General features: G+C 57.7%; 18 protein-coding genes. 16 read left to right on the plus strand and 2 right to left on the minus strand.

What is annotated here, in order from left to right:
- The first annotated feature begins 64 nt into the window (after positions 1 to 64).
- The 13 genes from tssH (at position 65) to BSF44_RS02375 (ending at position 19,900) form a co-directional block, all read left to right on the plus strand.
- Entirely contained in the window at positions 65 to 2,716 is a 2,652-nt protein-coding gene (gene tssH / locus BSF44_RS02315; RefSeq protein ID WP_095942088.1) for a type VI secretion system ATPase TssH, read from the plus strand.
- Positions 2,717 to 2,718: 2 nt separating this feature from the next.
- Positions 2,719 to 5,094, plus strand: coding sequence for a type VI secretion system Vgr family protein (locus BSF44_RS02320; protein WP_095942089.1), 2,376 nt, complete (start codon positions 2,719 to 2,721; stop codon positions 5,092 to 5,094).
- A gap of 31 nt (positions 5,095 to 5,125) precedes the next feature.
- A complete protein-coding gene (locus BSF44_RS02325) occupies positions 5,126 to 7,876 on the plus strand; it encodes a glycoside hydrolase family 19 protein (RefSeq protein WP_256588937.1) in 2,751 nt (916 codons plus the stop codon).
- Between the two features lie 2 nt (positions 7,877 to 7,878).
- Positions 7,879 to 8,658, plus strand: a complete 780-nt coding sequence (locus BSF44_RS02330) for a hypothetical protein (protein ID WP_095942090.1) — start codon at positions 7,879 to 7,881, stop codon at positions 8,656 to 8,658.
- A gap of 224 nt (positions 8,659 to 8,882) precedes the next feature.
- Positions 8,883 to 9,146 (plus strand): PAAR domain-containing protein, encoded by a 264-nt coding sequence (locus tag BSF44_RS02335; RefSeq protein ID WP_095942091.1) that lies wholly within the window; start codon positions 8,883 to 8,885, stop codon positions 9,144 to 9,146.
- An 86-nt stretch (positions 9,147 to 9,232) separates the two neighbouring features.
- Positions 9,233 to 10,384, plus strand: a complete 1,152-nt coding sequence (locus tag BSF44_RS02340; RefSeq protein ID WP_224789997.1) for a hypothetical protein — start codon at positions 9,233 to 9,235, stop codon at positions 10,382 to 10,384.
- A gap of 9 nt (positions 10,385 to 10,393) precedes the next feature.
- Positions 10,394 to 13,765, plus strand: coding sequence for an ImcF-related family protein (locus BSF44_RS02345; protein ID WP_172435293.1), 3,372 nt, complete (start codon positions 10,394 to 10,396; stop codon positions 13,763 to 13,765).
- Positions 13,762 to 15,348, plus strand: a complete 1,587-nt coding sequence (gene tssA / locus BSF44_RS02350; RefSeq protein ID WP_095942093.1) for a type VI secretion system protein TssA — start codon at positions 13,762 to 13,764, stop codon at positions 15,346 to 15,348. The genes BSF44_RS02345 and tssA overlap by 4 nt, the downstream gene beginning before the upstream one ends.
- A 24-nt stretch (positions 15,349 to 15,372) precedes the next feature.
- Positions 15,373 to 17,142 (plus strand): type VI secretion system baseplate subunit TssF, encoded by a 1,770-nt coding sequence (gene tssF, locus BSF44_RS02355; protein ID WP_095942094.1) that lies wholly within the window; start codon positions 15,373 to 15,375, stop codon positions 17,140 to 17,142.
- Positions 17,106 to 18,203, plus strand: coding sequence for a type VI secretion system baseplate subunit TssG (gene tssG / locus BSF44_RS02360; protein ID WP_095942095.1), 1,098 nt, complete (start codon positions 17,106 to 17,108; stop codon positions 18,201 to 18,203). The genes tssF and tssG overlap by 37 nt, the downstream gene beginning before the upstream one ends.
- A complete protein-coding gene (gene tssJ, locus BSF44_RS02365) occupies positions 18,184 to 18,720 on the plus strand; it encodes a type VI secretion system lipoprotein TssJ (protein WP_095942096.1) in 537 nt (178 codons plus the stop codon). The genes tssG and tssJ overlap by 20 nt, the downstream gene beginning before the upstream one ends.
- Positions 18,721 to 18,723: 3 nt before the next feature.
- On the plus strand, positions 18,724 to 19,164 hold the full coding sequence (tssE, locus tag BSF44_RS02370) for a type VI secretion system baseplate subunit TssE (protein WP_095942097.1): 441 nt from the start codon (positions 18,724 to 18,726) through the stop codon (positions 19,162 to 19,164).
- A gap of 22 nt (positions 19,165 to 19,186) precedes the next feature.
- Positions 19,187 to 19,900, plus strand: a complete 714-nt coding sequence (locus BSF44_RS02375) for a type VI secretion system ImpA family N-terminal domain-containing protein (protein ID WP_095942098.1) — start codon at positions 19,187 to 19,189, stop codon at positions 19,898 to 19,900.
- 201 nt (positions 19,901 to 20,101) lie between these two features.
- On the opposite strand, the gene BSF44_RS02380 is transcribed toward BSF44_RS02375, so the two are convergent.
- The gene (locus BSF44_RS02380) at positions 20,102 to 20,221 is read right to left on the minus strand and encodes a DNA polymerase beta superfamily protein (protein ID WP_371918208.1); all 120 of its coding nucleotides are present in this window, start codon (positions 20,219 to 20,221) and stop codon (positions 20,102 to 20,104) included.
- Positions 20,222 to 20,708: 487 nt separating this feature from the next.
- On the opposite strand from BSF44_RS02380, the gene BSF44_RS02385 reads away from it, so the two are divergent.
- Together BSF44_RS02385 and BSF44_RS02390 are read left to right on the plus strand one after the other, a co-directional pair.
- The gene (locus BSF44_RS02385) at positions 20,709 to 22,214 is read left to right on the plus strand and encodes a multiheme c-type cytochrome (protein WP_095942099.1); all 1,506 of its coding nucleotides are present in this window, start codon (positions 20,709 to 20,711) and stop codon (positions 22,212 to 22,214) included.
- 172 nt (positions 22,215 to 22,386) lie between these two features.
- On the plus strand, positions 22,387 to 22,866 hold the full coding sequence (locus tag BSF44_RS02390; protein ID WP_095942100.1) for a hypothetical protein: 480 nt from the start codon (positions 22,387 to 22,389) through the stop codon (positions 22,864 to 22,866).
- A gap of 1,082 nt (positions 22,867 to 23,948) precedes the next feature.
- On the opposite strand, the gene BSF44_RS02395 is transcribed toward BSF44_RS02390, so the two are convergent.
- On the minus strand, positions 23,949 to 24,338 hold the full coding sequence (locus BSF44_RS02395) for a MerR family transcriptional regulator (RefSeq protein ID WP_095942101.1): 390 nt from the start codon (positions 24,336 to 24,338) through the stop codon (positions 23,949 to 23,951).
- A gap of 74 nt (positions 24,339 to 24,412) precedes the next feature.
- On the opposite strand from BSF44_RS02395, the gene BSF44_RS02400 reads away from it, so the two are divergent.
- Positions 24,413 to 25,492: an SDR family oxidoreductase gene (locus BSF44_RS02400; RefSeq protein ID WP_095942102.1), complete on the plus strand. Its 1,080-nt coding sequence runs from the start codon at positions 24,413 to 24,415 to the stop codon at positions 25,490 to 25,492.
- The last annotated feature ends 27 nt before the right edge of the window (positions 25,493 to 25,519 follow it).

Below are 25,519 nucleotides of genomic sequence, written 5' to 3' on the forward strand. Positions count from 1 at the left end.
CAAACACATTGAATGGCATGTGCCTTTGACGGCCCGTCGAAAATCCACAACAGGGATGTACCCCATGGCCCAGAACTCCACTCGTTTGCTTCGCCGCCTCAACCCCTATTGCGCCCAGGCACTGAGCGCGGCGGCCTCCTTGTGCCAGAGTCGTGCCCATGGGCTGATCAGTATCGAGCACTGGCTGCTCAAGTTGCTGGAGCAGGGCGAAGGCGACCTGACCCTTATCGCCCGTCGCTATGAATGGGATATGGATGCAATCTGGCGGGGGCTGCTCGACCACCTCGACACCTTGCCGCGCAGTGTGCAGAGCAAGCCGCAGTTATGCAGCAAGCTGCAACAATTGATCAAGAGTGCCTGGTTACAGGCCTCCCTGGACGGTAACAACGACACCCTGCGTTCGGCTCACCTGCTGGGTGCGCTGCTGGAGTCGCCCAGCCTGCTCGCCTGTGAAGCCGCCTGGCCGCTGATTAGCATCAGTAATACCCAGTTGCAGCGTTTGTTTGTGTCACTTGATCAACATTCCGAAGAGCGCCCACAGGTTCAACAGCAAGCGACCCTGAACAGCCTTGAACTAGTGCCAGGCTCACCCGGCACGGAACCGTCCGAGGCCTTGCACGCCATCCTGGAGAAATTCACCCAGGACATCACCGCCAAAGCCCGCACTGGGCAGATCGATCCGGTGTTTGGTCGCGACGATGAAATCAGGCAAGTCATCGACATCCTCAGCCGTCGGCGCAAGAACAACCCCATTCTGGTGGGCGAACCTGGGGTGGGCAAAACGGCTCTGGTTGAAGGTCTGGCGTTACGCATCGCCGAAGGCAACGTGCCGGACAGCCTCAAACCAGTCAGCGTACGCACCCTCGATCTGGGCCTCTTGCAAGCCGGCGCCGGTGTCAGAGGCGAATTTGAACAGCGTCTGAAAAACGTTATCGACGCCGTGCAGCGTTCGCCTCACCCGGTGCTGCTGTTTATCGACGAAGCCCACACCCTGATCGGCGCCGGTAACCAGGCCGGCGGTGCGGACGCCGCCAATCTGCTCAAGCCCGCCCTGGCCCGTGGCGAGTTACGCACCATCGCCGCCACCACCTGGAGTGAGTACAAACAATATTTCGAGCGTGATGCTGCCCTGGAGCGGCGCTTCCAGATGGTCAAGGTCGATGAGCCGGACGACGCCAGCGCCAGCCTGATGCTGCGTGGCCTCAAGGCGCGTTACGCCAGCCACCATGGCGTGCATATTTTGGACACAGCGGTCCAGGCGGCGGTCAACCTCTCACGGCGCTACCTGACCGGCCGTCAACTGCCAGACAAAGCCGTCGACCTGCTCGACACCGCCAGTGCACGGGTGCGCATGAGCCTCGACTGCGAACCCCAGGCGTTGGTCCGTCTCAAGGCCCGGAAAACCGCACTGGAGTTGGAACGTCAGGCCCTGGAAGAAGACCAGCAACTGAGCGGCAGCCCCGCCGATGAGCGTCTGGCGATTATTGCCGCGCAACACGCCGACCTGCACCACCTGCAACGTGAACTCGAGGAGCAATACCGACACGAACTCGACCTCACCCAACAACTGCTCGACGCTCGCCAGGCCGAACCCCCACGAATGGACGTCTGCCTGCAACTGCAACAACAACTGAGCGATGCCCAGGGCAACCAGCCCCTGCTGTCTCTGGACGTCAACGCCCGCAGCGTGGCCGAAGTAATCGCCGACTGGACCGGCGTGCCCCTGGGCAGTTTGCTCAAGGACGAACAAGCCAGCCTACTGGAGTTGGAACAACAATTGGGTGAACAGGTAATCGGCCAGGACCAAGCCCTCGGCGCCTTGGCCCAACGCCTGCGTGCGGCCAAGACCGGCCTCACGGACGAGAAAGCGCCTCTGGGTGTGTTCCTGTTGGTGGGCACCAGCGGCGTCGGCAAAACCGAAACCGCCCAGGCCCTGGCCGACAAATTGTTTGGTGGCGAAAAGTCACTGATCACGATCAACCTCTCGGAATACCAGGAAGCCCACACCGTCAGCCAACTCAAAGGTTCGCCACCCGGCTACGTCGGTTACGGCCAGGGCGGCGTGCTCACCGAAGCCGTGCGCCAGCGCCCCTACAGCGTCGTGCTGCTCGACGAAGTGGAGAAGGCGCACCGCGACGTCCTCAACCTGTTTTACCAGGTCTTCGACCGTGGCTGCATGCGTGATGGCGAAGGGCGGGAAATCGACTTTCGCAACACCGTTATTTTGATGACCTCCAACCTCGGCAGCGATGAACTGCAAGCCTGCCTGCAAGAGTTTCCCGGCGCGCCGGACAGCACCCTGCACGAGCTGCTGCGCCCGATCCTGCGCGAACATTTCCAGCCGGCCTTGCTGGCCCGTTTCCAGACCCTGATCTATCGCCCGCTGCAAGCCGATGCCCTCAAAACCATCGTCACGATCAAACTGGCTCAGGTCGCCAAACGTCTACAGCGTCACTACGGCCTGGATTGCCAGATCGACGCCGCCCTCAATGAAGCCCTGGTGGCTGCCTGCCTGCTGCCTGACACCGGCGCACGCAACATCGACAGCCTGCTCAACCAGCAGATCCTGCCGGTGCTCAGCCAGCAACTGCTGCAACGCCAAGCCGCCCAGCAGAAAACCTTTGGGGTGACCCTGGGCTACAGCGATGAGGAAGGCATCGTCCTGAACTTTATCGACGCCCAAGACACGGCATTACCCGTCGCCCTGGAGGATTGAGCATGCTCAATCAACTGCGTACTTTTTTTGATCACAGCCGGCACACACTCAGTGTTCGCGACCTTGATGCACGGCTTGACGTTCTCGCCTTCGAGGGCCAAGAAGGTCTTAGCCAACTCTTTAATTACCGCGTGGAGTTCACCTGCTTCGACAGTGACATCGGTGCCGAAAAAATCCTCGGCCAGAACGCCAGTTTCAGCCTGCACGGTGCACCGCACAACCTGCCATTCTTGGGTCTGAGTACGCCCACGGTGAAGCCGCTGCGCACGCTGCACGGCGTAGTCACCGGTTTCAAACGTTTGTCCGGCTCTGTTGACGAAGCCCGCTACGAAATCACCCTCGAACCGCACTTGGCCCTGCTGGGGCGGGGTAAACAGTTTCGTATCTACCAACACCAGTCGGTACCGGAGATTGTCGAAAACATCCTGCGCAGTCGCCACGACTTTGAAGGCCAGGATTTTCTCTTCAACCTGGTGCGCGATTACCCCAAGCGCGAACAGGTCATGCAGTACGGCGAAAGCGACCTGGCCTTTATCTCCCGTCTGCTGGCCGACGTCGGCATCTGGTACCGCTTCACCCGCGACGAACGCCTGAACATCGACGTGGTGGAATTTCATGATGACCAGCGCCACTACCAGTTCGACGTCGAATTGGCGTACCGCCCGCAATCGGGGCTGAGCAGCAGCGGACAGGATGGCGTGTGGGCCTTGCAATCCAGCCATCAAGTAGTAGAAAAACACGTCAACATCCGCGCTTACCATCACCGCGTTGCCACGGCCCACCTGAACGGCGATGTTGATCAAACCCGTGGCGCCAGCACCACCTACGGCGAGGCCTACCACTACGCTGAAGCGTATACGGTGCTGGGCGATCCCTATGCCCATGACGAAGACCTGCAAAGCGAAAGCGGTTTTTTCTATGCCCGCCTGCGTCACGAGCGTTACCTCAATGGCCAGACGCAACTTAGCGGCATCAGCAGCAGTGCCACCCTGGTACCGGGTCAGGTGCTCAAGATCTCCGGAGGAGCACCGCAGGCCTTTGCACCGGGTGCGGTGATCACCCAGTTGACCACGCGTGCCGCGCGCGACCGCAGTTTTGAGGTCAGCTTTGAAGCCATTGCCTACTCGGAAACAGTGTGCTTTCGCCCCGCGCTGCACAACAAGCCGCAAATCGCCGGCACCGTCCCGGCCCGCGTCACCAGCCCGCAGGAACACGATCCCTACGGTCATATCGATATCGAGGGGCGCTACAAGGTCAATTTTTTGTTCGACCGTGATACCTGGAAAGCCGGTGAAGAAAGCCTGTGGTTGCGCCTGGCTCGACCGTACGCGGGCGATACCCACGGTCTGCACCTGCCGCTGATTCCCGGCACTGAGGTGGCCATTGCCTTTGAACAAGGTGATCCGGACCGCCCCTACATCGCCCACGCCCTACACGACAGTCAGCACCCTGACCATGTGACCTTGCGCAATTACAAACGCAACGTGCTGCGTACGCCGGCTAATAACAAATTGCGCATGGATGACACCCGTGGGCAGGAGCACATCAAACTCAGTACCGAGCACAGTGGCAAGAGCCAGCTCAATCTGGGGCATATCGTCGATGGCGAGCGCCAGCCGAGAGGTCAGGGTGCGGAGTTGCGCACCGATGGGCATGCCGCTCTCCGAGCGGGCAGTGGCATTTTTATCAGTGCCGATGCACAGCCCAAAGCTCAGGGACAAATGCTAGAAATGGGGTCCGCGTTGGACCGGTTGCAGCAGGCCGGCGAGCAGTTGGAAGGATTGTCGGTCGATGCCGAAGCGGCCAAGGCCGATCCTGCGGATGTGCAGGCACAAATTTCCTTGATGCGGGACCAGATTGAGCAACTCAAGGCCTCGGTCATATTGCTCAGCGCGCCTCAGGGCATCGCGCTGACCAGCGGCAAGCATTTGCAGTTGGCGGCGAAGGACAACTTGATGCTCAACGCCGGGGCCGAGGCCGACATCAGCGTGGTCAAGCGGCTGTTTATCGGTGTGGGCCAGGGCTTAAGCCTGTTTGTGCGCAAACTGGGCATCAAGTTGATCGCCAACCAGGGGCCAGTGAGTGTCCAGGCACAGAACGACACGCTGGAACTGATGGCCCGGCATGGGCTAAGCATCACCAGCACTGAAGACGAAATCCACATCGTCGCCAAGAAGAAAATCACCCTCAATGCCGGTGGCAGCTACATCACGCTCGATCAGAGCCACATCGAGTCCGGTACCCAGGGGGACTACAACGTTAAGTCGGCGCACTTCGACTATCTGGGCCCTGCTCAGCAAGTACTGGAAATGCCACAGCCACCTCAATTGACCGAGCATAAATCCAAGTCCCTGGGGCTGATGGATTTCTCTGGCTGATCCCTTTGCAAAACCCGGAGTGAAGTACACCATGGCCAGCTTGTTCTCTCAGCTTTTTGATCTTTTCAGCAGTGACCGGGGGGCACCGATTTATGTGTCAGATGAGCCGGTCTTGCCGACGCCGGAGTCACCTCCAGTTCAGTCTCATGCACTTGCGCCCGCAAGCACCGCCACACTGCAACCGCTGAAGAACTGGAGCCATCCCTTCAGGGACAAAAATCCCCCGCTGCTGCAATTAACTCAATTGGCCAAGGCGGCGTCCGGTTACTACCCGTTGGGACGCAATGGTCTGTGGCACGGCGGAGTGCATTTCGACAGCGGCACCGCTGGCACAATGGAACAACAATCCAGCGTGCATTGCCTGGCGGATGGTGAAGTGGTGGCGTATCGCATCGACGAGCGCTCGCCGACCACGGCCTACTTCGTCAATACGCTGACTGTACAAAAGCCTTTCTCACGCAATTTTGTGCTGGTGCGCCACCGCCTTCAAGCTCCGAAGGTCGAGGGCAGTCAGGACGTGCCGCCCAGCCTGACCTTCTACAGCCTGTACATGCACCTACAGGACTGGGTGGTTTACCACAATGACCCCGCCATCGCTCGCCCGGCGTTTTGGCCCGAGGGGCAGACCCGTCGGGTCAAGGCAACGGTGAGAGACGTACTCCCTGGCCATCCTGGGCAGCAGGGCTTGAATGTGCGTAACCAGGCGCAGCGGGGCAAGGTGCTTGCTCTTCTGGCTCAGGGCGCGGAAGTGACCCTCAGCGGTGAGGGTGATTACCGCAAACTGGAGAACACCAACGGGCCTGACGTTCTGAAAAGTGCTGATGGTTCACTGCTCGGCTACCTTTCCATTAACTTTTTGAAACCCATCGCCGGGGGCGAGTATCAGGTCAAGGGTAATCCCTCGCTCAACGTCCGCGCCGAGGCGAGCGCTACCAGTACCATTATTACGACGCTGCCCAATGGCACGGAAGTGGCGGTCAGCGGTGAGGGCGAGTTTAGAAAGCTGGAGCGAGTGAACCAATACGTTTATTTCAATTCGCTGGAGGGCGCACGCGAGCCGTTGGCGGACCGCATCGTGGTTCTTGATCAGCCCATCGCTATCAAGGCTGGCGACTTAATCGGTCACATCGGTGAGTATCAAGACAGCGCAGCAGAGCGCCCAGAAAAGAAATTGCACTTGGAAGTGTTCAGTGGCGATGACGTGGAAACGTTCATCGAGGCTAGTCGGGCGTGGGCGCAGCGGCTGCCTGCCACGGGTAAGACCTGGCTGAAACTGGCCAAGGGTGCCGCCGTTGTGACGCATCAAGAGCGTTTCAACATCACACAACCGCCAACCCTGAGCGCAGCCAGCACACCCATCGATGCTACTCTATTGGTTCCCAAGAGCTTGCTCGATGGGCTACCTGCCGAGAATAAAATCGCGATCCCGGCGACGGCTGAGCGCAAAGCTTGCAACTGGTACCGCCTTGAGGGATTGCTCCACGACGCCGACCGTACGTTACTCGACGGCTGGGTGCGCGAGGAAGTGGGAGTCTCCTCCTGGGTCAATCCCTGGTCTTGGGAGGGTTACGACACAATCTTCAATTACGACACGCCTCGGCAAACGTTGGCTTCCTTTCTGCGAACGATTAACCGCTTCAGTGAAGATCAACTCGAACGTCACGGCGCCTTGGCCGACACCTCGGATAAAGGGCCGATGAAGAGTCGGCTGTACGACATCATCGACCGTGACCGTGATGGAAAAATTACGGCTGAAGAGTTGCAAGCCGCAATAAGCCTTCCGGCGCACGCGCAATCGCTTTCGCAGTTGATCATCCACTACGAAAGTGAATGGTGCTACACCCCCAGTAAATGGGACGCGTTGGACGAAGTGCTTGGCCATAGTGGCTCAACCCCGCACCTGAACTGGGTGGCGGAGAAAGAGCGGATCAAGCAGATGAGTTGGTGGAATGAAGTGGCACCGAAAGTTGGACTGCCAGAGAGTGGGCAGGTGTATCACTTGCATCCTGTGGGGTTGCTTGGACGTTTCATGACTAATGCGAACGGAGTCCTGAATTGCAAGAAGTGTGGCGCAACGATCAATTTAACGAAAGAGTTTCTTGAGGAAATATGCGATAGGGACGTCAACTTAGCTTTCATCGCCGCGATGGTGGAGGCGTCTGGAAGCATGTTCAAGAAGTACGGCATAGATAGCTGCGACCAGATCACGCACCTGCTGGCCCAGGCAAAAAAAGAAACTGGTGGATTCCTAAGTTTACGAGAGTCCCTGAATTATTCCAGAAGAACTTATACGGCTGCTAGGCTTTACAGGTTAGCTCCAACGGCAATCAATGCTGGATTCGTAAGAAAAGGGATACGCTTTGAAAATGATGCAGAAAAGTTGAAGTGGATAGATGAGCACTTGATAGGGAATGATGCTGGCTATGGTGAACACTGTTTTGGAAGCAGAGAACAGCCAGGAAAAGACTTTCGAGGTCGTGGATTGATCCATTTGACGCATTATGAAACATACAAAAAATGCGCCAAGGAAACCGGTCTAGAGATTGATTTGAAACCTGAGCTTTTGGAAAGTAGTTTTGCAGTAGCCATAGAGACTGCACTATGGTTCTGGAAGGGCAGGGATATAGCCGCGATTGCGGAAAATCTATCCCTTTCCGGAGATGCCGCTGTTACTGCGGTAACTCGGCCTATCAACACCGGTTTGGCAGGGTTGTCTGATCGCCAACGATACAAGCGGGAAATTACGCTAGCCTTCAAGCATTACTTTAATGGCGGATGCTAAAAATGTTTAAAATATTATCGATGATATTTATATTAGCTTCGATCGCGAGCGCGACTGCAAGTGGCCGCGAGTGCAATGAGCTCGGTCTCGTGCAGGCTTTTAGTAGTATCGATGTGCGGGAGGCGAAGGCATGTTTTTTATATACGAAAACAGGAGCGCTGCATGAGGGTCAGTTATCGCGCGATCCTGATGGAATATCTCTCTATTCAATGTCTAACCCCGGAAAGCCAGTGCTTGTCTATGATTTTCCGTACGCTGGGACAAAAGGAAAAATCAATGATGTCTTTCTTCTCTCTGTAGATGATATGTACGGCGAGATGCTCTTTGTTATTCATAGTGTTGAGACGCCAGGTTCTTGGGATGCGACAAGCGATATTTATGATGTGAGTGCAATGAGGCTTCAGAATAAAGCCTTAGTTAAAGATCAAGCGGTTTCTCGGTTTTTTGATATGGGTGGGGACTTGGTCGACGCTCAAGGAATGCCATCTTACATATATCCATACAAGGATAGAAAGTCTGTGGAGGAAGCGATCCGTTCTCCCATATTTCAAACTGTCAATTCATCCAATTCAATCAAAGGTACAATCAAGGAAAAGACTTTTCTATATGGCGGTGACACCGAGCCGGCCATGCAGGATCCAAGCAAGATGTATTTGATCAAGGGTGACCAGATTACAGTGGAAGACTCAATGGCAGGCTGGTGCAAGGTCTCGTATGCGGTGAAGACAAAACTGATCACGATGTGGGTGCAATGCAAGTCGATAGTTTTTCCAAAAAATTAGCAACACCCCATGAGTAGGGATGTTCGTATTAACGATAAGCGCAGCGACTGTGGCACCGATTTATCAGGTTCCACAGACTTTGGCGTGGTTCGGTAAGGTAACCCGCTGAACAGTCGGATGCAGTTTAGAAAACTTTCGATGACGGCTCCGCTCTTGGGAGTATTGAGTAAAAAAATTCCCGATGGGTAAGTAACTGAATCGTTTTTTGGGGGGGGGGATAAAGCATGAAAAATATCATTCGTATCGGTGATAAAACCACCGGTGGTGGCACTGTTCAGTCGGGCTCCACCGTCATGGTTTTCAGGGGTATTGGCGCAGCACGCCAAGGTGATCCAGTTGATTGCCCAGTTCCCGGCCATGGTCGAACAGTGATTGCCGAGGGACATCCGGTGTTTCGTGATAATGGCGTCCCGGTTGCGTTTCATGGCCATCGCTGCGCTTGCGGTTGCACGTTGATTTCGTCTTTGCCTGAAGCGAGCGCGAGCTAGCCATGTCGGTCAGATTGGATCAAGTCCCTGATCTGGCTCCACGGCCTGCGCGACCGAGGGGCTGGCTTTGGCTAGGCGTATTTCCTGTGCTGCTTTTGCTGCCGGGAGTGTGTGGGACGTTTTTGTTCGGCACTCACGCATTGCGCCAACAGCCATTGAGTTTTTGGGGGCTTGCCGTGGGTGTGCCACTCCTGGGGTGGTCCCTACTGGGTTTTGGGCGTGTTTTGCTGTATTTCGGTCAACAGCAAGTCGCTGATGGGTGGGATCAGGCGCGCGAACACGATTTGATGCGCAAGGTCCGGCGCGGTCGACGCGTTCAGCAGGTGCTGGGTGTAAGTCTGTACACGGCCCTACGAGCGCGAGAGGCGTCACCAGCCACACAACTGAATGCTTTGCTCAGCGGGGTCAAGGCGCTCAAGGCGCAACCGTCCAGACAGGACCAATCTGTGTTGCGTCACAGCCGCATTGTTGGCGACGCGGGTGAAGTCCCCGAACTGGTGCTGCGGCGGGTACTACGACAGCTGCTTTCCGACCTAGCACAAACCCTGACGCAGCTACCTGACGATATGCCGTTAGCTTTGTTGCTGGAGATCGATAGCGCGTTGCCGGAGAACGTGCTGCAACAGGCATGGCGACAGGCCTGGAGCGAGTCCGGTATCCGCCAATCGACCGTGCCTGTTGAGAATCATGGGTTAGAGGTCGTGGATCAGTGGCTTGATCACCGCGTTGCTGATCAGGCGTTGCTGTTGGTGGTGGCGTTCCAGTTTATGCCGCAACAGCCTGAGGGGACGGCTGAGGCGGCCGTTGGACTACTGATGGGCAACCGTTTGACGCAAAACACGTTGCCATCCATGGCCTACCTGCATCGCCCGGAGCAGGAGCGCGAACTGACCACAGATGCCTTGCTCTATGCCGCGCAGCAGGCCCTAGACTGGGTGCCGCTGGATCCGCAATTAATCGAACAGACGTGGCGGGTGGGGATTGACACGCAACGTGATGCCGCATTGACCACGGTCTTGGCTGAAGTGCCCATCCCGGCGAGGCACGGCCAGGGGTTTTATGACCTGGATACCCAGTTAGGGCACCCGGGCAAAGCGTCACCGTGGCTGGCGATTGCCGCTGCAACGCAGGCCATTCAATGCGGCGCTGGGCCGCAGTTCATTTTCAGCGGGGGCGACTGTGTTGATACAGGGCTCTGGAGCACGGTCTTGACGCCTGTGTCATCGCTCTCGAAGTAGGAATTTCGAATGCAGTTTCGACGTGTTGTGTGGTTGACGGTTCTGGTCGTCGTATTGTTGCTGATCGGTACGATCTTGAGTGTATTGGTTTGGCAATACCCAGAAGTCTTTGGATTCAGGCCCGGTAGTGATCGCCAAGCTGTAGGGTTGTGGGTGACATTCGCTACGACCTTAATCCTGGTGATGTGCGTCGGCGGCTACCATTTGTTGGGGCATCAGTTGGGGCGTTCGGCTTACCGCCTGCAGGAGGCGGATGATTTGCCTCTGCCCGTGCAGGTTAGCGCCCCTGAATCTCGTGATGGCCAGGCTGCTTCGATCAATTCGATTAAGGTGCACCTGCGCGACCGCTACGGCTTCTTCTGGCGCCGCAAAGTCCGCCTGCTCTTGGTCGTCGGCGAACCCGCGCAAATCGAAGCCATTGCCCCGACCCTGGCCAAACAGCGCTGGCTGGAAGGCCAAGGCACCGTCCTGTTGTGGGGTGGCAGTGCCCAGGCGTCGCTGGATCAGTCATTCCCTCAACAATGGGCAGGGCTGAGTCGCTCGCGTGCGCTGGACGGCGTGGTCTGGGCGTTGAACACCACCCAAGCCGCCGATGATGCCGCAATGGGAGCGGGCGTTCGCCAGTTGCAGCGTCTGGCCCGTGGCTTGAACTGGCAGTTGCCGCTGTATCTGTGGCAGGTTTGCGACAGCGGGTGGTCACAGAACACCCGTAAGACCCAGCCGGTGGGGTGCCTGTTGCCGGCGCGTTTTGATGCACAGGCGTTGCAAGGCAGTCTGAATCGTTTGCTCGAACCCCTGCGCCGTGAAGGCTTGGCGCAGATAGGCGGTACGCTGGGCCATGATTTCCTGCTGCGCTTGTCCCGGGATTTGCAAGGCGAGGGCATTCATCGCTGGCGTCATACGCTGGTGCCCTTGGCGGGTGAGTTTGCCCGTGGTGTGCCGCTGCGTGGGCTGTGGTTCAGCCTACCGGTGCAGCGCTCTCAGCATGACCTGAAACATGATTGGCCTCCTGCCCCGGTGTGGAGCGGTGTGCTCGGTGATAACGCCGGCAGCCGTCGGCTGGGCTGGAGTGTTCCGCGAGTCGGTTATGCGTTGGTACTGGGATTGGCGACGCTATGGGGGGCGGGATTGTTGCTGTCGTTTGTCAGCAACCGGGTGCAGATCGCCCACGTGCAGACCGCGTTGGCGGCATTGGAGCAACCGGACAATGGCGACGAACAACTGAGTGCCCTCAATGATCTGGTGCGCGAACTGGCACGTCTGGATTACCGCGCCGCACACGGCGCGCCCTGGTATCAGCGTTTCGGCCTGAACCAGAACCAGAACCTGCTCGATACCCTGTGGCCGCGCTATGTCGAGGCCAACAACCGTTTGATCCGTGACCCGGCGGCGGCCAATTTGCAACGCCAGCTCAACGCGTTGATCAGCCTGCCACCGGGCAGCGAGCAACGGGCTGAGCGTGCCCAAGAAGCCTACGAGCAACTGAAGGCGTACCTGATGATGGCGCGCCCGCAAAAAGCCGATGCGATCTTCCTGAGCAGAGTGCTGGGCAACGCTGAGCCGCTGCGCGACGGCGTGTCGCCGGGGCTCTGGCAAGGCCTGTCGCCAACCCTGTGGCAGTTCTATGGCGAGCACCTGGCAACGCACCCGGACTGGGCCATCAAGGCTGACCCGACGCTGGTTGTTCAGATCCGACAGGTGTTACTCGGCCAGTTGGGCCAGCGCAATGCCGAAGCCAACCTGTACCAACAGGTCCTCGACCTGCTCGCTAACCAATACCCAGATATGGGTGTGCAAAACATGGTCGGTGAAACCGACGCCCGGGCGCTGTTTTCCACCGATGCGAGCGTGCCGGGCGTCTTCACCCGCCAGGCCTGGGAAGGGCAGGTACGCCAGGCCATCGAGGACATCGCCGAGGCACGGCGCGAGGAAATCGACTGGGTACTCAGCGACAACCAGACCGACATCGCCGCCGAGCTGACCCCGGAGGTGCTCAGGGAGCGCCTCACCGAACGCTACTTTCAGGATTACGCGAATGCCTGGCTGGATTTTCTCAACAGTGTGCGTTGGCATCAGGCCGACAGCCTGGCCGATGTGATCGATCAGTTGACCCTGATGACCGATGTTCGTCAGTCGCCGCTGATTGCCCTGATCAACACCCTGGCCTATCAAGGGCAGGCGGGCACTCGCAGCCAAGCCCTGGCGGACTCGCTAATCAAGTCCGCACAAAAGCTGATCGACCAGGACAAAGTGTCGGTGATCGACCAGCAAACCCTGACACCACGCAGTCCGCTGGATGCCACCTTCGGTCCGCTGCTGACCCTGCTGGGCAAAGATGCCGAGGGCAAGGCCGATAACGATCGGTTGAGTCTGCAAGTGTTCCTGACTCGGGTCACGCGTGTGCGTTTGAAGCTGCAGCAAGTGAGCAATGCGTCCGACCCGCAGGAAATGACCCAGGCCTTGGCGCAGACCGTGTTTCAAGGCAAGAGCGTCGACCTGACGGACACTCAGTCCTACGGCAGCCTGGTCGCCGCCAGCCTGGGGGCAGAGTGGAGCGGGATCGGCCATACACTGTTCGTGCAGCCGCTGGATGACGCCTGGCAGCGGGTCTTGCAGCCCTCGGCAGCAGGGCTCAACAATCAGTGGCAGCGTGCGATTGTCACGAACTGGCAGGGCGCCTTCGCCGGCCGCTACCCCTTTGCAGACACTGCCAGCGATGCTTCTCTGCCCATGTTGGGGCAGATGATTCGGGCCGATTCCGGACGCATCGAGCAGTTTTTGCAGCGCCAACTCAGCGGTGTATTGCGCAAGGAAGGCAGCCGTTGGGTGGCCGACCCACGGTATAGTCAGGGGTTGCGTTTTAATCCACAGTTTCTGGCAGCGATCAACCAGCTCAGTCAATTGGCGGATGTCATCTACACCGACGGCGGCATGGGGCTGAGTTTTGAACTACAGGGCAAACCGGTGCGCGATGTGGTGCAAACCACCTTCATCCTCAACGGCGCGCAACATCAATACTTCAATCAGAAAGAGCTCTGGCAGCGCTTCAGTTGGCCGGGGCGCGGTGACCATCCGGGTGCCAGCCTGAGCTGGACCAGCATCCATACCGGCGAACGTCTGTTTGGCGACTACCAAGGCACTTGGGGCCTGATTCGCTTGCTGGAAAAAGCCAGGATCACCCCTCTGGACGACGGCGATAGCCGTTACCGCTTGACCCTCAAGGCCCCCGATGGCCTGAACCTGACCTGGAACCTGCGCACCGAACTGGGTGCGGGGCCGTTGGCCTTGCTCAAGTTGCGTAACTTCACGTTGCCGTCGCAGATTTTTCTGAGCGAGGGCGCAGCAGACGTTCCCTATGCGCAACATGGGAGCTTTGAATGAGCCTGCGCACCTTGATCAGTCAGTGCCTGGGCGAGCGCGACGCCCAGGCCTTGGCCCGCAGTCAGGCCGAACGTTGGCAATCGTGGCTCCAGCCCATCAGCGCGGGCTCGCCCGTGGGCGAGGACCCTGGGTATGACGATGACTTTCAGCGCATGCGCGAGGAGGTCAACAAACTGTCCGGAGCGGACGCCGAACGGGTGGCTCAACTGGCAGAGAAGCTGCTCACCCAGACGTGCAAGGATCTACGGGTGGCCACCTACTACTTGTGGGCGCGTTTGCAGAAGGACGGTGAGGCCGGATTGGCTGACGGGCTGACCTTGTTGGCCGCACTGGTGGAGCGTTACGCCGATCAGGTGCTGCCGGCGCGCGCCAATAGTCGCAAGATGGCGCTGGAATGGCTGGCCAGCAGCAAAGTGCTGGACAGCCTGTCACTGTACCCCGAGGTGGTGCGCAGCGAGGCGGAACGTACCGTGGCGGCCCTGGCCTGGCTGGAGCGCGGATTTGCGGTTTGGCCGCAGGATCAGCGTCCGGCCCTGGGCGCGTTGTATGGTGCACTGTCCGCCCGGTTGACCCAGTCCGGTGGGGTGGATGCGCTGGTGCCGCAGCACAGTGCCAGTCATGAAACCAACCTGCACACGGCGGCACCACCCCCCACGGCCATCAAGTCCGGACGTGATTTATTGGACAATGGCCGGGCACTGGCGGGGTATTTACGCGAACAGCCCCAGGGCTGGTTGGCGGCCCATCGGCTGATGAAGAGTTTGCGTTGGGACACGGTGCACCAGGCACCGCCCGAGGAAGCCAGCGGCAATACGCGTCTGGCATCACCTCGTGGCGATTACCGGGCGCAACTCAAGCGCTTGTACCTGCAACAGAGTTGGGCTGAATTGCTCGATCAGGTCGAACGGGTGTACGCCGAAGGGGTGAACCATTTCTGGCTGGATTTGCAGTGGTACCTGTATCAGGCGCTGAGCAAACAACCAGCGCCGTACGACAGCTGGGCCGACATCGTCAAGCGTGACCTGGGCATGTTCATCGAACGCCTACCGGGCCTGGAACTGTTGCATTGGAACGACGGTACACCCTTCGCCGACGAGACCACCCGCGACTGGATCACTCAGCACGTCAGCGGCAATCAACCACAGCAATGGCTACCGGCACCCAAGGCAACTCTGACCACGGCAGATGCCGACATTCTGTCACTGGAGAGCGAAGCACTGGTCCAGGCCGACAGCGATGGCATCGACGTAGCACTCGCCTGGTTGGCAGCGCGGCCCGGTGTGCAAACCGGACGCCAGCGTTGGTTGCTGCGCCTGCTGATGGCACGGGTGGCCGAGCAATACGGCAAGAGCGATCTGGCTTTGCACCTGCTGGGTGAGCTGGACGCTACCGCGCAGCACCACGCATTGGCGGTGTGGGAGCCGGAGCTGAATTTCGAGGTCAAGGCCCGGCTGCTCAAGCTACTGCGCTTGAAAACACAGCGTAACGATGCCGACAAACCCACCCTGGCCCGGCGCATCGAGACGCTACTGGCTGCGCTGGTGGCGATTGATCCGGTACGTGCGGCCGTGCTCTGCGGTTAACCCTCATTCATCAGGACACTTTCTGTGAGCATGGACAATTTGACACTGCGTTACTTTGACGCCGAGATGCGCTACCTGCGCGAGGCCGGCAAGGAGTTCGCCGAAGCATTCCCGGATCGGGCGGCCCAGCTCAACCTGGACAAACCGGGCGCGCAAGATCCGTATGTGGAGCGCCTGTTCGAGGGCTTTGCCTTCTTGATGGGGCGTCTGCGAGAAAAGCTCGACGATGACTTGCCGGAGTTGACCGAGGGGTTGGTCAGCCTGCTGTGGCCGCATTACTTACGCACCATTCCTTCGCTGTCGGTCATCGAGTTGGTGCCCGAGTTGGCACAGATGAAGCGTAGCGAGTCGATCGGCAAGGGTTTTGAGGTGCTGTCGCAACCCATCGGCCCGCAACATACCCGCTGCCGGTACACCACCACCCAGGACCTGACGTTGCAACCGCTGGCCCTGGAATCGGTGCGCCTGGCCTACGAGTCAGACGGTCGTTCGCGGCTCAGCCTGCGTTTTGCCTGTGGCGCGTTGACTGACTGGAGTCAGATCGACCTCAGTCGCCTGCCGCTGTATCTGAATGCCGATGCACCGCTGGCCAGTGCCCTGCACCAGGCGTTGACCCTGAACACTCAGGCGGTGTACGTACGCCTGCCGGGGGAGCAGGAACGCCATGCGATGCAGGGCCATTTTGCGCCCAAGGGCTTCGCTGATGAGGATCGCCTGTGGCCCAAGGGTGACAGCGCGTTCAGCGGTTATCAGTTGCTGCTGGAATACTTCACCTTTCGCGAGAAGTTCATGTTCGTGACCCTCTGTGGCCTGGAGCACCTGAACCTTGCTGCCGGTACACCCTGGTTCGAACTGGAGGTGGTGCTGCGCGAGGCATGGCCTCAGGAATTCAGTGTGAGCAGCGAACACATTCGCCTGCATGCCGTGCCGGTGATCAACCTGTTCCCGCTGGAGGCCGACCCGCTGACCCTGGCGCCACTGCAAACCGACTACCTGCTGCGGCCCATGCGCTTGCAGGATGGTCACACCGAAATCTATTCGGTCGACCAAGTCACCTCGTCAAAAAACGCCGTGCGCCAGGACTATGTACCGTTCACCAGCTTTCGTCACAAGGGCGGCATGCTGCGTGACGATGCCCCTGAGCGCTATTTCCATACCCGTTTGAAACGCTCTGCCAAGGGGTTGCATGACACCTGGCTGATCCTGGGCGGTGATGGCTTTGACAAGGATCAGCTGCGTGACAGTGAAAGTCTGTCGTTGCGACTGACCGGTACCAATGGATTGCTACCGCGTAAAGCGCTGCAGAGTACCTTGCTCGACACCCTGTCGCAGTCCACCCAGACCGGCCTGCGGGTACGCAATCTGTGTGCACCCAGCTTGCCGCGCTACCCGCCCAACCGTGAGCGTTTTCATTGGCGCGTGCTCAGTCATTTGGGATCGAACTTCCTGCCGATGCTCGACAGTGCCGAAGTGCTGCGAGGCACTCTGGCCTTGTACGACTGGACTGGCAGCGAGCTGAACCGACGCCGCTTGGAGGCGATTGTCGAGGTTCGCCATCATCTGGTTCAGCGCTTTGAGAAAGGCTTTCTGCTGCGCGGGGTGGATATCGAAGTCACCCTGGATGCCAATGGCTTTTCAGGGGAGGGCGACATCAGCCTGTTTGGCGAGATGCTCCATCGCTTCTTTGGCCTGTATGCCGACATTCATTTGTTCAACCAGCTCACGCTGATCCTGCAACCTACTGGAAAGTGCCTACGATGGAACGAGAACCACAGTCAGCGTATTCCCGGCTAAAAGCCGCGGGTTTATTGCAAGCGCTGGACGGACGGGTCGCCGAGGCCAACCTCTACCGCTTCTGTCAGTTGCTGGAACAGGCGTTGCCCGATCATCCACCTTTGGGCAGCACCGCCCACCCGGCGGATGATGCGGTGCGCTTTCGGCCCGATCCTGGCATGGGGTTTCCTGCGGGTGAACTGAAAGCCATCGAAACCGATGAAGCCCATCCTGAGCGTCCTGCGACGGTACGCACTCGCTTGTTGGGCCTGTACGGCGTCGACTCGCCGATGCCGACGACCTTCCTGGACGACATCACCCAGCGTCGTGAAGGCCATGAGGCACTGGAAGCGTTCCTCGATATATTCAACCATCGGATGTTCACCCAGTTTTATCGCATTTGGCGCAAGTACTCCTACCCGGCGACGTTTGAAACAGGCGGTAGCGACGCGACCTCGCAATGCCTGTTGGGGCTGATCGGTCTGGGCATTCCCGGCACCGCCCAGCAGATCGCTACGCCTGTATCGCGTTTTCTGGCGTTGCTCAGCGTGATGCGCCTACCTACCCGCAACGCCGAAGGCATCAGCGCGCTGGTCACGTTACTGGCTCCCAACACCCATGCCCGGGTGACGCCGCACTGGCCACAAAAAGTGGCCCTGGCACAGCCGGCCAGTTTGTCCACTACTCATCCGGTGAGCTTGTCCCAGGGCACGCCATTGGGCAGCGCCGGCTTCGATGCCAACAGCCAGTTGCACCTGGCACTATTCACCGAGGACACCAAGGAGGCACGTGGCTGGTTGCCAGGCAATCAGTTGCACAAAGACTTGTTGGTGTTGCTGCGGGTGTATCTCGGTTGGCGCTGCACCGCGAAATTACAGCTGTCCCTGCCGATACACAGCCTGCCTGAACCGGTACTGGGCGGCGGCCCTGTGCTGCTGGGCATGACCGGCGTTTTGGGCCTGGGCAGCGAGGCCTGGCAGGTCGGAGAGCACGACACCATCACCATCAATCTGGGCCGCTACCAAGGCCTGCACAGCAATCCTCAGTACAGAGAGACGCAGCATGTCACGTACCGTTTTTAATCTATTGAAGGTAGCGCTGCTCAGTGCGTTGTTGAGTGGGTGCGGGCTGACTCAGACCCTAACCGACGGCACTGCGTCCATGGTCAAGGCCATCTTCTACAAACAGGTCAAAGTCCTGCACCTGGATTTTACCGGTCGAGCGGCGATGAACACCGACGTGACGGACATGAGTGGCTTATCAGTAGCCACGGTGGTACGTGTGTATCAATTACGTGACAACAACGCCGTGGACAAGGCCACCTACGATACTGTGCTGAGCGATGCGGATAACTTGCTGCGCGCCGATCTACTGGATCAGCAAGCGCTAGTGGTTAAACCCGGAGAGGGCGCAGAACTGAATGTGTCCCTGAATAAAGACGCGCAGTTCGTGACCGTAGTGGCATTGTTTCGCACGCCTGATACGCAAAACAATACCTGGCGCCTGACGTTGAGCCGCGATGACCTGGACCCAGACCGGGCACGGGTGATCGAGCTGGGCAACAACCGCCTGACCCTGCACCCCCTGGAGAAGGAGTAAGCCGTGAGCGATCTGAACCCTTCGCTCTACGAAATGCTGCTGCAGAACTTCGACGGCGAGTTAGACCTGTACCGTGTCCGGGAAGAAGACCAGCACACCCTGTCGGTACTGGACAACCTGCAACGTATCCTCAACAGCCGGGCGGGATCGATCAGTCACTTACCGGACTACGGCCTCCCGGACATGGGTTTGATCCTGCAAGGACTGCCCGCTGCTGCGCATGGGCTGATGGGCACGCTGAAAAATACCTTGCTCAAGTACGAGCCACGCCTGGCTGCCGTGAATATCGAACTGCTGCCGCAGACCCAGCCGGGTCATTTGGAATATGCCCTGGACGTACAACTCAAAGGGGGCGAGCGGGTGACCTTCGGTACGACCCTGGCGCCCGAAGGCAAAGTGTTGGTGCGTCACTTGAAGCGGCAGAACTACCTGCCCAAGCCGTAAACCTGTACGGAAAGGAAGCTGGATGACGGCGTTATTTGAAATGCGTATCCGGGTCGGCGGTGACCCGTCCGGCTTCGGCGAATTCACCGTGCTGCGTGACGAGCTGGCCAAGCTGAGCCATCCGGCGTGCCCTGATGTCGACTGGGCGAAGGTCGAGCAGTTGTGTCTGACGTTGTTTCACAACAACGGCGCAGAGCTGCAAACTGCTGCGTCTTTTGCTCTGGCTCGTAGCCAGCTCCAAGGCCTGGAGGGCATGGCGCAAGGAGTGGCATTGATTACGGCGCTGTGCGGCGAATGGCCGACCGTGTGGCCGCCCATGGCCTCGGTGCGCCTGGATATTCTGGCCTGGCTGTTTACCCAACTGCAGCCGTTGCTACGCAGCCTGGAAATGACGACACAGACGTTATTCTTCCTGGTGCGCCTGGACAGTGAGCTGGCACGTTTAAACGCACAACTGGATCGTAAGACGCACGCTCCGCAGGTCACGTTGCAGGCGTTACGTCACCAAGTGAGCGTTCTGATGCAGCGTCTGGAGCAAAAAATCCATGCAGGTGAAAGGGTGCCGCAACCCGGCAGGGTACCGGCGCTTACGTTTGTGATGCCCGTGGTGATTCCGCCCGTCCGGCCTATACCCGAAGTACCGACAGTGTCTACGGGATCCAAGTGGCACCGTATCGCCCTGTTACTGTTTACCTTGGCCGCGACGCTTGCCCTGGCGGGTGGGCTCTGGGGTTGACCAATACAGACAAGCACCTGATTAAAATCATCCAACAAGCGCCGATAGCGCCCTATCCGGTGTGGCTGGACAGTTTGTTACTGTTTGATGCCGGCAGTACTGAACTCAAGCTCGACTCGATTAGTACCGCAAGCCAGTGTTTGGAGGCAGGGCCGACGCGCAGCTACCAGGACAGCGGATGTACGTAGATAAATCGCACGTCTAATCGCTGTCCGGTGAAGTAAAACCCCAGCCACGGCTACCGGACTCGCAGGCATCCACTACTCGCACCTGATGTTCGGCTTCGATGAGCCCCGGATGCACCTTGATATGTTCGCGCATCGCCGGATCGATGGGGGGGATGACTGTCGTGTTCGTTAATCGCGTTCATGCGTCCATTCGGTCGACCAAGGACAGAGAGTAAGTCGTATCGAGTAAAGTGATTGGGCCGGGATTTCCGAGGGGTACCCCGCAGAGAAGCCCTGGCCCTCCCGTCTGACACCCCCCCGATTTCGGAGTGAGCCCCCCCACTAATGGGTTCTATTGCTCCGCGTTATTTGCATCTTCATTAGCCAGTTACTTCAGTCGCTGGCCTATGTCTGCGGGTCTTTCAGGTCTCCGCGCACATTTTATACAACGCTGGCAGAGTAATTGCTGAGTGAGCTTGCCCCGTTCATGCAAGGTGCAGGGTCGGGATGCTGTGGGACTGTCAGTACGCCATTGAGTGATTGCCTGTAACCATCGGTTTGCATCACGAAGTAGCTCTGGCGACTCGAGACTTGGGCTACTCAATAAAAGTACCGCGGGCAACCATCCAGGGGAAATGCTCATGAGCCACTCCAGACATACGTGTGCGCAGGTTGTGCTGCACCGGTTGTGCTTTCTAACCTGCCTGCTCGCGGTAACACTGGTGGCGGCGGACGAGCCTCAGGGCAATGACAATCAAAGCAATGAGAAGTGGCTGGAGCCGGCACGCTCCAGGCTCATGCATGTGATTGGCGGGATGCCGTTCTTTCCCCATCGGGCCAATACCACCGGCAATCTGGTCTTGAATGTGAAGGACTTCGACAATGCCCAGGTCTGTGGCGCTTGCCATACGGAGATCTACAAACAGTGGCGTTCATCGATGATGTCCCAGGCCTGGGATGAGCCCATCTATCGGGCCTTGCTCAAGCGTGCGAGTACGGCCACCGAGGGTAAGGTCGATAACTTCTGCACCGGCTGTCATACCCCGATCGGTCTCACGACCGGGCAGATCACTTCGCAAGTCAACCGCTCCTCGATTGAAGACAGTGCCAGGAATCATCCGATGCCCGGGGTCGATTGCGAGACCTGCCACAACATCAGTGCCCGCACGGGCCTCGATAATGGCGCCTATGTCCTGAGTCCGCGAGCGAACGGTAAACCGACCAAGTTCGGCCCGCGCAAGGATGCGGTTTCGCCTTATCACGACACTGTGTATTCCGCTCTGCACACCCGCTCGGACTTTTGCGGCACCTGCCACAACGTCACGCACCCCTTCAGCAGCGTGGCGGTGGAGCGCACCTATGACGAATGGCAGGAGAGCAGCTACAGCCTCAACAATGTGACTTGCCAGAGTTGCCACATGCCGGGTTTTGCGGGCAAGGCCGCGATCATGGGGCCAGATCGCGAAGAGGTTGCCTCGCATTGGTTCAGCGGTGCCAACGCGATGATGCTCAAGCATCTCGGTCAGGAGGAGGGCGCGCAACGCGCACGCGACATGCTTGCGCGTGCCGGGGACATAAAGTTCGAGCAAGTGCCGGCAGCCATGACGCCTGGGCAATACACCTCGGTAGCCGTCAAAGTGACGAACGTCGGCGCCGGGCACAAACTGCCGACCGGCTTTCCCGAGGGCCGGGAAATGTGGATCGATTTCCGGGTGCAGGATGCCAATGGTCGTCAGATCTATCGTCTGGGGTCGATCAAGGATGGCAAGACCGAGGTCAACACGCGAAACTTCAAGGTGCACATCGGCGACAAGGACGGCAATCCGTTGGACGTCGAGGTCTGGAATGCCACGCAGATTCTCTCGGACAACCGCATTCTGCCCAAGGGCTACGATATCGGAGAGTTTTCCTTCCTGGTGCCGGCCGACGCCGTCGGACCGCTGACCCTGACAGCCGATCTGAACTACTGGCCGTTTTCCCAGAAACTCGCCGACTACCTGCTCGGCAAGGATAAAGTGCAGGTGGAAATCACCCGGATGGCCAACGTCACGCAGAGCGTACCCCTGTCGACCGGATCCGAGACGGCGAAGCAGGCGGTACCCTCGAAGTTGAAACTCGACGACGCCAGCGCTTACTACAGGGAATGAACATGTCGTCGTAATGCCTAAAAATCCGGCGTGATTCAAGTTTCCTCAACCAGGGTATTCACAGTCTCGCCGTGTTCAAACCGCCTGCCACAGCAGTGGTCATTAAGTGGCACAACCTTCGGGATGAAACTACGCTGATGAAACACTTATTTCCCCCCTGTGGAGCTGGAAAATGAAAAGGATTTCTGCTGCCACTATCGTGCTCACAGTGCTCGTCGCGCTTTCAAATACAGTGTCTGCTGAAACACCCTCTCATAAGGATGCTCGCACATTCGTTGCCCAGGCACAGATAGGCAGAAACCTCTCTATCCTTGCACTTTCGGCAGCGAAAAGAACGAATACCTACGTGATGATCGCCACGAAGCTGGGAAGTGCAGATGCAAACCGTGCCGTGTCTAGTGAAATCAAAGCATTGCTGCCGCAGTATCAGCCTGAGTGGGATGAGAACCTTGCAGCAGCCTATGAGAAGTCATTCTCTCAAGAAGAGTTGTCATCACTCGTATCTGAAGGCCGTGCATCAAAATACGCGGTAAAAGTGATAGAACAGCAATCCGAAATTGGTAGAGATATGCAGTCGAGCTCCGAGCCAATTCTGATTGCTCTTGTTACCGAGGCACTTAAGGCGACCCTGTCCAAATACGTCCCGAAATAGATTGTAAAGCAGGGCGGCCGGCATCGCGGCCTCTATGCTTTTGGGGTATGGGTTTGCGCTGTTTTATTGGTGCCTGGCTAACTTTTCAAGAGTTTTTTCTGTGGGGAGAGAAAATGAATAGCCAGGAAGTTAGTTGTTCTGATTTTGAGACTCATGGATCTATTACAGTCGACGGTTTTCAAGAACATCTCTTTTTGGCCAATTGTCGCCTGTTGTGAGGAGCAGCACTGGACTCAAAATTGGCAGATAGCGACCAAGTGGGTCAACATAATTTAATGGAGTGTCTTTGACATAGAAACTATCCCGCAAATGTTATCGTCGCATCCGTTCGGATTCCATCAAGGCATTTGCAGCACGCTGCCGAATAACCCTGCAAAGTTTTTCCATGGCTGTATTATTATTGCATGTATTGGAATTTAATATAATCCTATTCAGATCATCATCTGAGACAGTCGCGTCGATATGTCGTATTGCCCAACTTTTAAAGTCGGGGTGTGTTTTTGCAAGTGCGACAAATGTACTAAACTGATCCCATTTTTGGGCGAAGAGGTTCGCCACGGCTTCAGAGTAGCCCTCGCCAAGCTCACCATCATCACAAGAAGCGAAGACGCTCTGATGCTTAAAAAGGGAAGACCAATCTCCGCGTACATCAACTAACAAAGCCCCCTGCTCGGCTATTCATCTCGGGAGGGCAGTTTTCGTACGCCGAAGCCTGAGAGAATGGCACACATCCCAATCCAAGCCCGAACAACAAGACGAGGAAGGTCAGGGGGCGAGTACATATAAATCTGATGAAAATCATGATTTTAGCTCTATCGATCACACTGCTGTTGCGTACCAAACCAATGTCTCCTCATGGCGGTTTTCCACCACCCTGATATCCAGGCTATCTGGTCGTATGGCAGTTACCTTGGTAAGGCACGATACGGTCAGCGGCATCGACGTCGAAAATAGAGCGCCAGGGCTCGATGTCTGTATAGGTGACCAGTTTGCCCATATTAACGGGATCGGCTCGGCTAGGACCTGCGATTGGCTTGAAACTGGAAGCAGGCTGCAGCTTCCGTTTCCCGGATGCTGACAGTTCAGTTGGAAGAGTTGTTCAGCCGCTGAAGTTCAAGTTGCTTGGCAGCACTGGCTTCGAGGTTTGTACGCTCTTCATCCAGATACTGATAAATGCTTTGGAGGTTGGCGATTTTCTGTTTGATTTCTGCCATCTTCTTTTCAATTAGCTTAGCGCCGTCAGCACAATCGATCAGCTTGTTCCGCTGCGCATCCAGAATCTCGCCTATTTCCCCCAGGGAAAACCCCATGCTTTGCGCGCGCTGGATAAAGTCCAGATCCTGCAGAGTTTGCACTGTGTAAACGCGATAGTTGTTATTTTGCCGCAGCGGTGAGATCAGGCCGATTTGCTCGTAGTAACGCAACGTATGGCGGCTGGCGCCGCTTCGGGCCTCGAGTTCGCCGATTTTCATGAAAACACCGCTTGACTGTAGAGTTGGGTCGATAGTTTACGCTTGATTTCTCACCTTAAACAAGGAACAGGGAAATGAGCGTGGAGTGCTTTGTTACGGGGGGTACCGGCTTCGTCGGTCAACATTTGGTGGCGTACCTGAGTGCAAAAGGTCACACCATTCGGGTGTTGATGCGTCGCCCGGAGCGACTGGCTGCGCTGCGGGAGCAAGTCGATAATTTGGGAGGATGCGCAACCCGGGTATTTGCCGTAGCTGGCGATCTGGAACGGGACAACCTGGGGCTGAGTCTTGCTGACCGAGAAGTGCTAAGGCGCGCCAGAGTCATATTCCACCTGGGCGCCCACTTCGCATGGGGGCTTTCAGTGGAGCATTCTCGTGCGGTAAATGTAGAAGGGGCAAAGCGCGTGGCGTTGTTGGCGGCTGAGCAAAAAAGCCGTTTGGTGATGATCGGCGGCTACATGCTGAAAAATCATGAACATCTGCAACGCATCGGGATTGATCCTCGTTATCCGGAGCTGACGAATTGGCCTGCCGTCTACCGGCATGTCGGTGGTTACGAGGGGAGCAAGCTGGAGGCGCATTTTGCGACCCTGGAGGTCATGTCCGCCAAGGGCGGGGAGATTACCGTTGTCCACCCCGCGACGGTTTGCGGCCACAGCCGCACGGGGCATATCCTTGACGGTCAGCCACTGGTGGAGCTGATACGCAACCTTGTACAGGGAAAGCTGACTGCGGTGCCCGGTACCGCCGAGCACTGGCTGCCATTGGTCACCGTGGATTATCTGGTTGAACTGGTGGCAGTTTGTGCTTTTGATCCTGCCATGGTGGGCCAGGAACTGCTGGCGCTTGATGACCAGACTCCCAACTTGCGAGAACTCCTGATACAGGTGGCACAACCTTTGGGCTTAAAGTCTCCCAAGCATCACATTTCACTCCGATTGCTGAAATTACTACTGAGTATTCCTCCCGTCGCGTGGTTTTTGAATACAAAACCCGAAGCCTTGGACTTTATCCAGACCACTCGTTTTGATACAGCAGCGGTCGAGCAATTTGCCAACAGGCATGGAATAGCCAAACCGGATATACGCCAGTCTTTGCAGCACACCGCAGCGTTCGTCAACTCATATTGCATAGCCAAGGGCAAGGCCCGCTGACTTCGCCCTTGGCGGCGACACGAAAGC

Origin of the sequence: Pseudomonas sp. ACN8 (genome assembly GCF_002303925.1) — a bacterium.
Lineage (GTDB): Bacteria > Pseudomonadota > Gammaproteobacteria > Pseudomonadales > Pseudomonadaceae > Aquipseudomonas.

Bases quoted from the DNA above. Each gene is read 5' to 3' on its own strand.
- BSF44_RS02400 (WP_095942102.1), top strand. From the start codon at position 24,413: ATGAGCGTGGAGTGCTTTGTTACGGGGGGTACCGGCTTCGTCGGTCAA.
- tssH (WP_095942088.1), top strand. From the start codon at position 65: ATGGCCCAGAACTCCACTCGTTTGCTTCGCCGCCTCAACCCCTATTGC.
- BSF44_RS02325 (WP_256588937.1), top strand. From the start codon at position 5,126: ATGGCCAGCTTGTTCTCTCAGCTTTTTGATCTTTTCAGCAGTGACCGG.
- BSF44_RS02320 (WP_095942089.1), top strand. From the start codon at position 2,719: ATGCTCAATCAACTGCGTACTTTTTTTGATCACAGCCGGCACACACTC.
- BSF44_RS02380 (WP_371918208.1), bottom strand. From the start codon at position 20,221: ATGCGCGAACATATCAAGGTGCATCCGGGGCTCATCGAAGCCGAACAT.
- BSF44_RS02335 (WP_095942091.1), top strand. From the start codon at position 8,883: ATGAAAAATATCATTCGTATCGGTGATAAAACCACCGGTGGTGGCACT.
- BSF44_RS02345 (WP_172435293.1), top strand. From the start codon at position 10,394: ATGCAGTTTCGACGTGTTGTGTGGTTGACGGTTCTGGTCGTCGTATTG.
- tssG (WP_095942095.1), top strand. From the start codon at position 17,106: ATGGAACGAGAACCACAGTCAGCGTATTCCCGGCTAAAAGCCGCGGGT.
- BSF44_RS02385 (WP_095942099.1), top strand. From the start codon at position 20,709: ATGAGCCACTCCAGACATACGTGTGCGCAGGTTGTGCTGCACCGGTTG.
- BSF44_RS02390 (WP_095942100.1), top strand. From the start codon at position 22,387: ATGAAAAGGATTTCTGCTGCCACTATCGTGCTCACAGTGCTCGTCGCG.
- BSF44_RS02330 (WP_095942090.1), top strand. From the start codon at position 7,879: ATGTTTAAAATATTATCGATGATATTTATATTAGCTTCGATCGCGAGC.
- tssJ (WP_095942096.1), top strand. From the start codon at position 18,184: ATGTCACGTACCGTTTTTAATCTATTGAAGGTAGCGCTGCTCAGTGCG.
- BSF44_RS02375 (WP_095942098.1), top strand. From the start codon at position 19,187: ATGACGGCGTTATTTGAAATGCGTATCCGGGTCGGCGGTGACCCGTCC.
- tssA (WP_095942093.1), top strand. From the start codon at position 13,762: ATGAGCCTGCGCACCTTGATCAGTCAGTGCCTGGGCGAGCGCGACGCC.
- BSF44_RS02395 (WP_095942101.1), bottom strand. From the start codon at position 24,338: ATGAAAATCGGCGAACTCGAGGCCCGAAGCGGCGCCAGCCGCCATACG.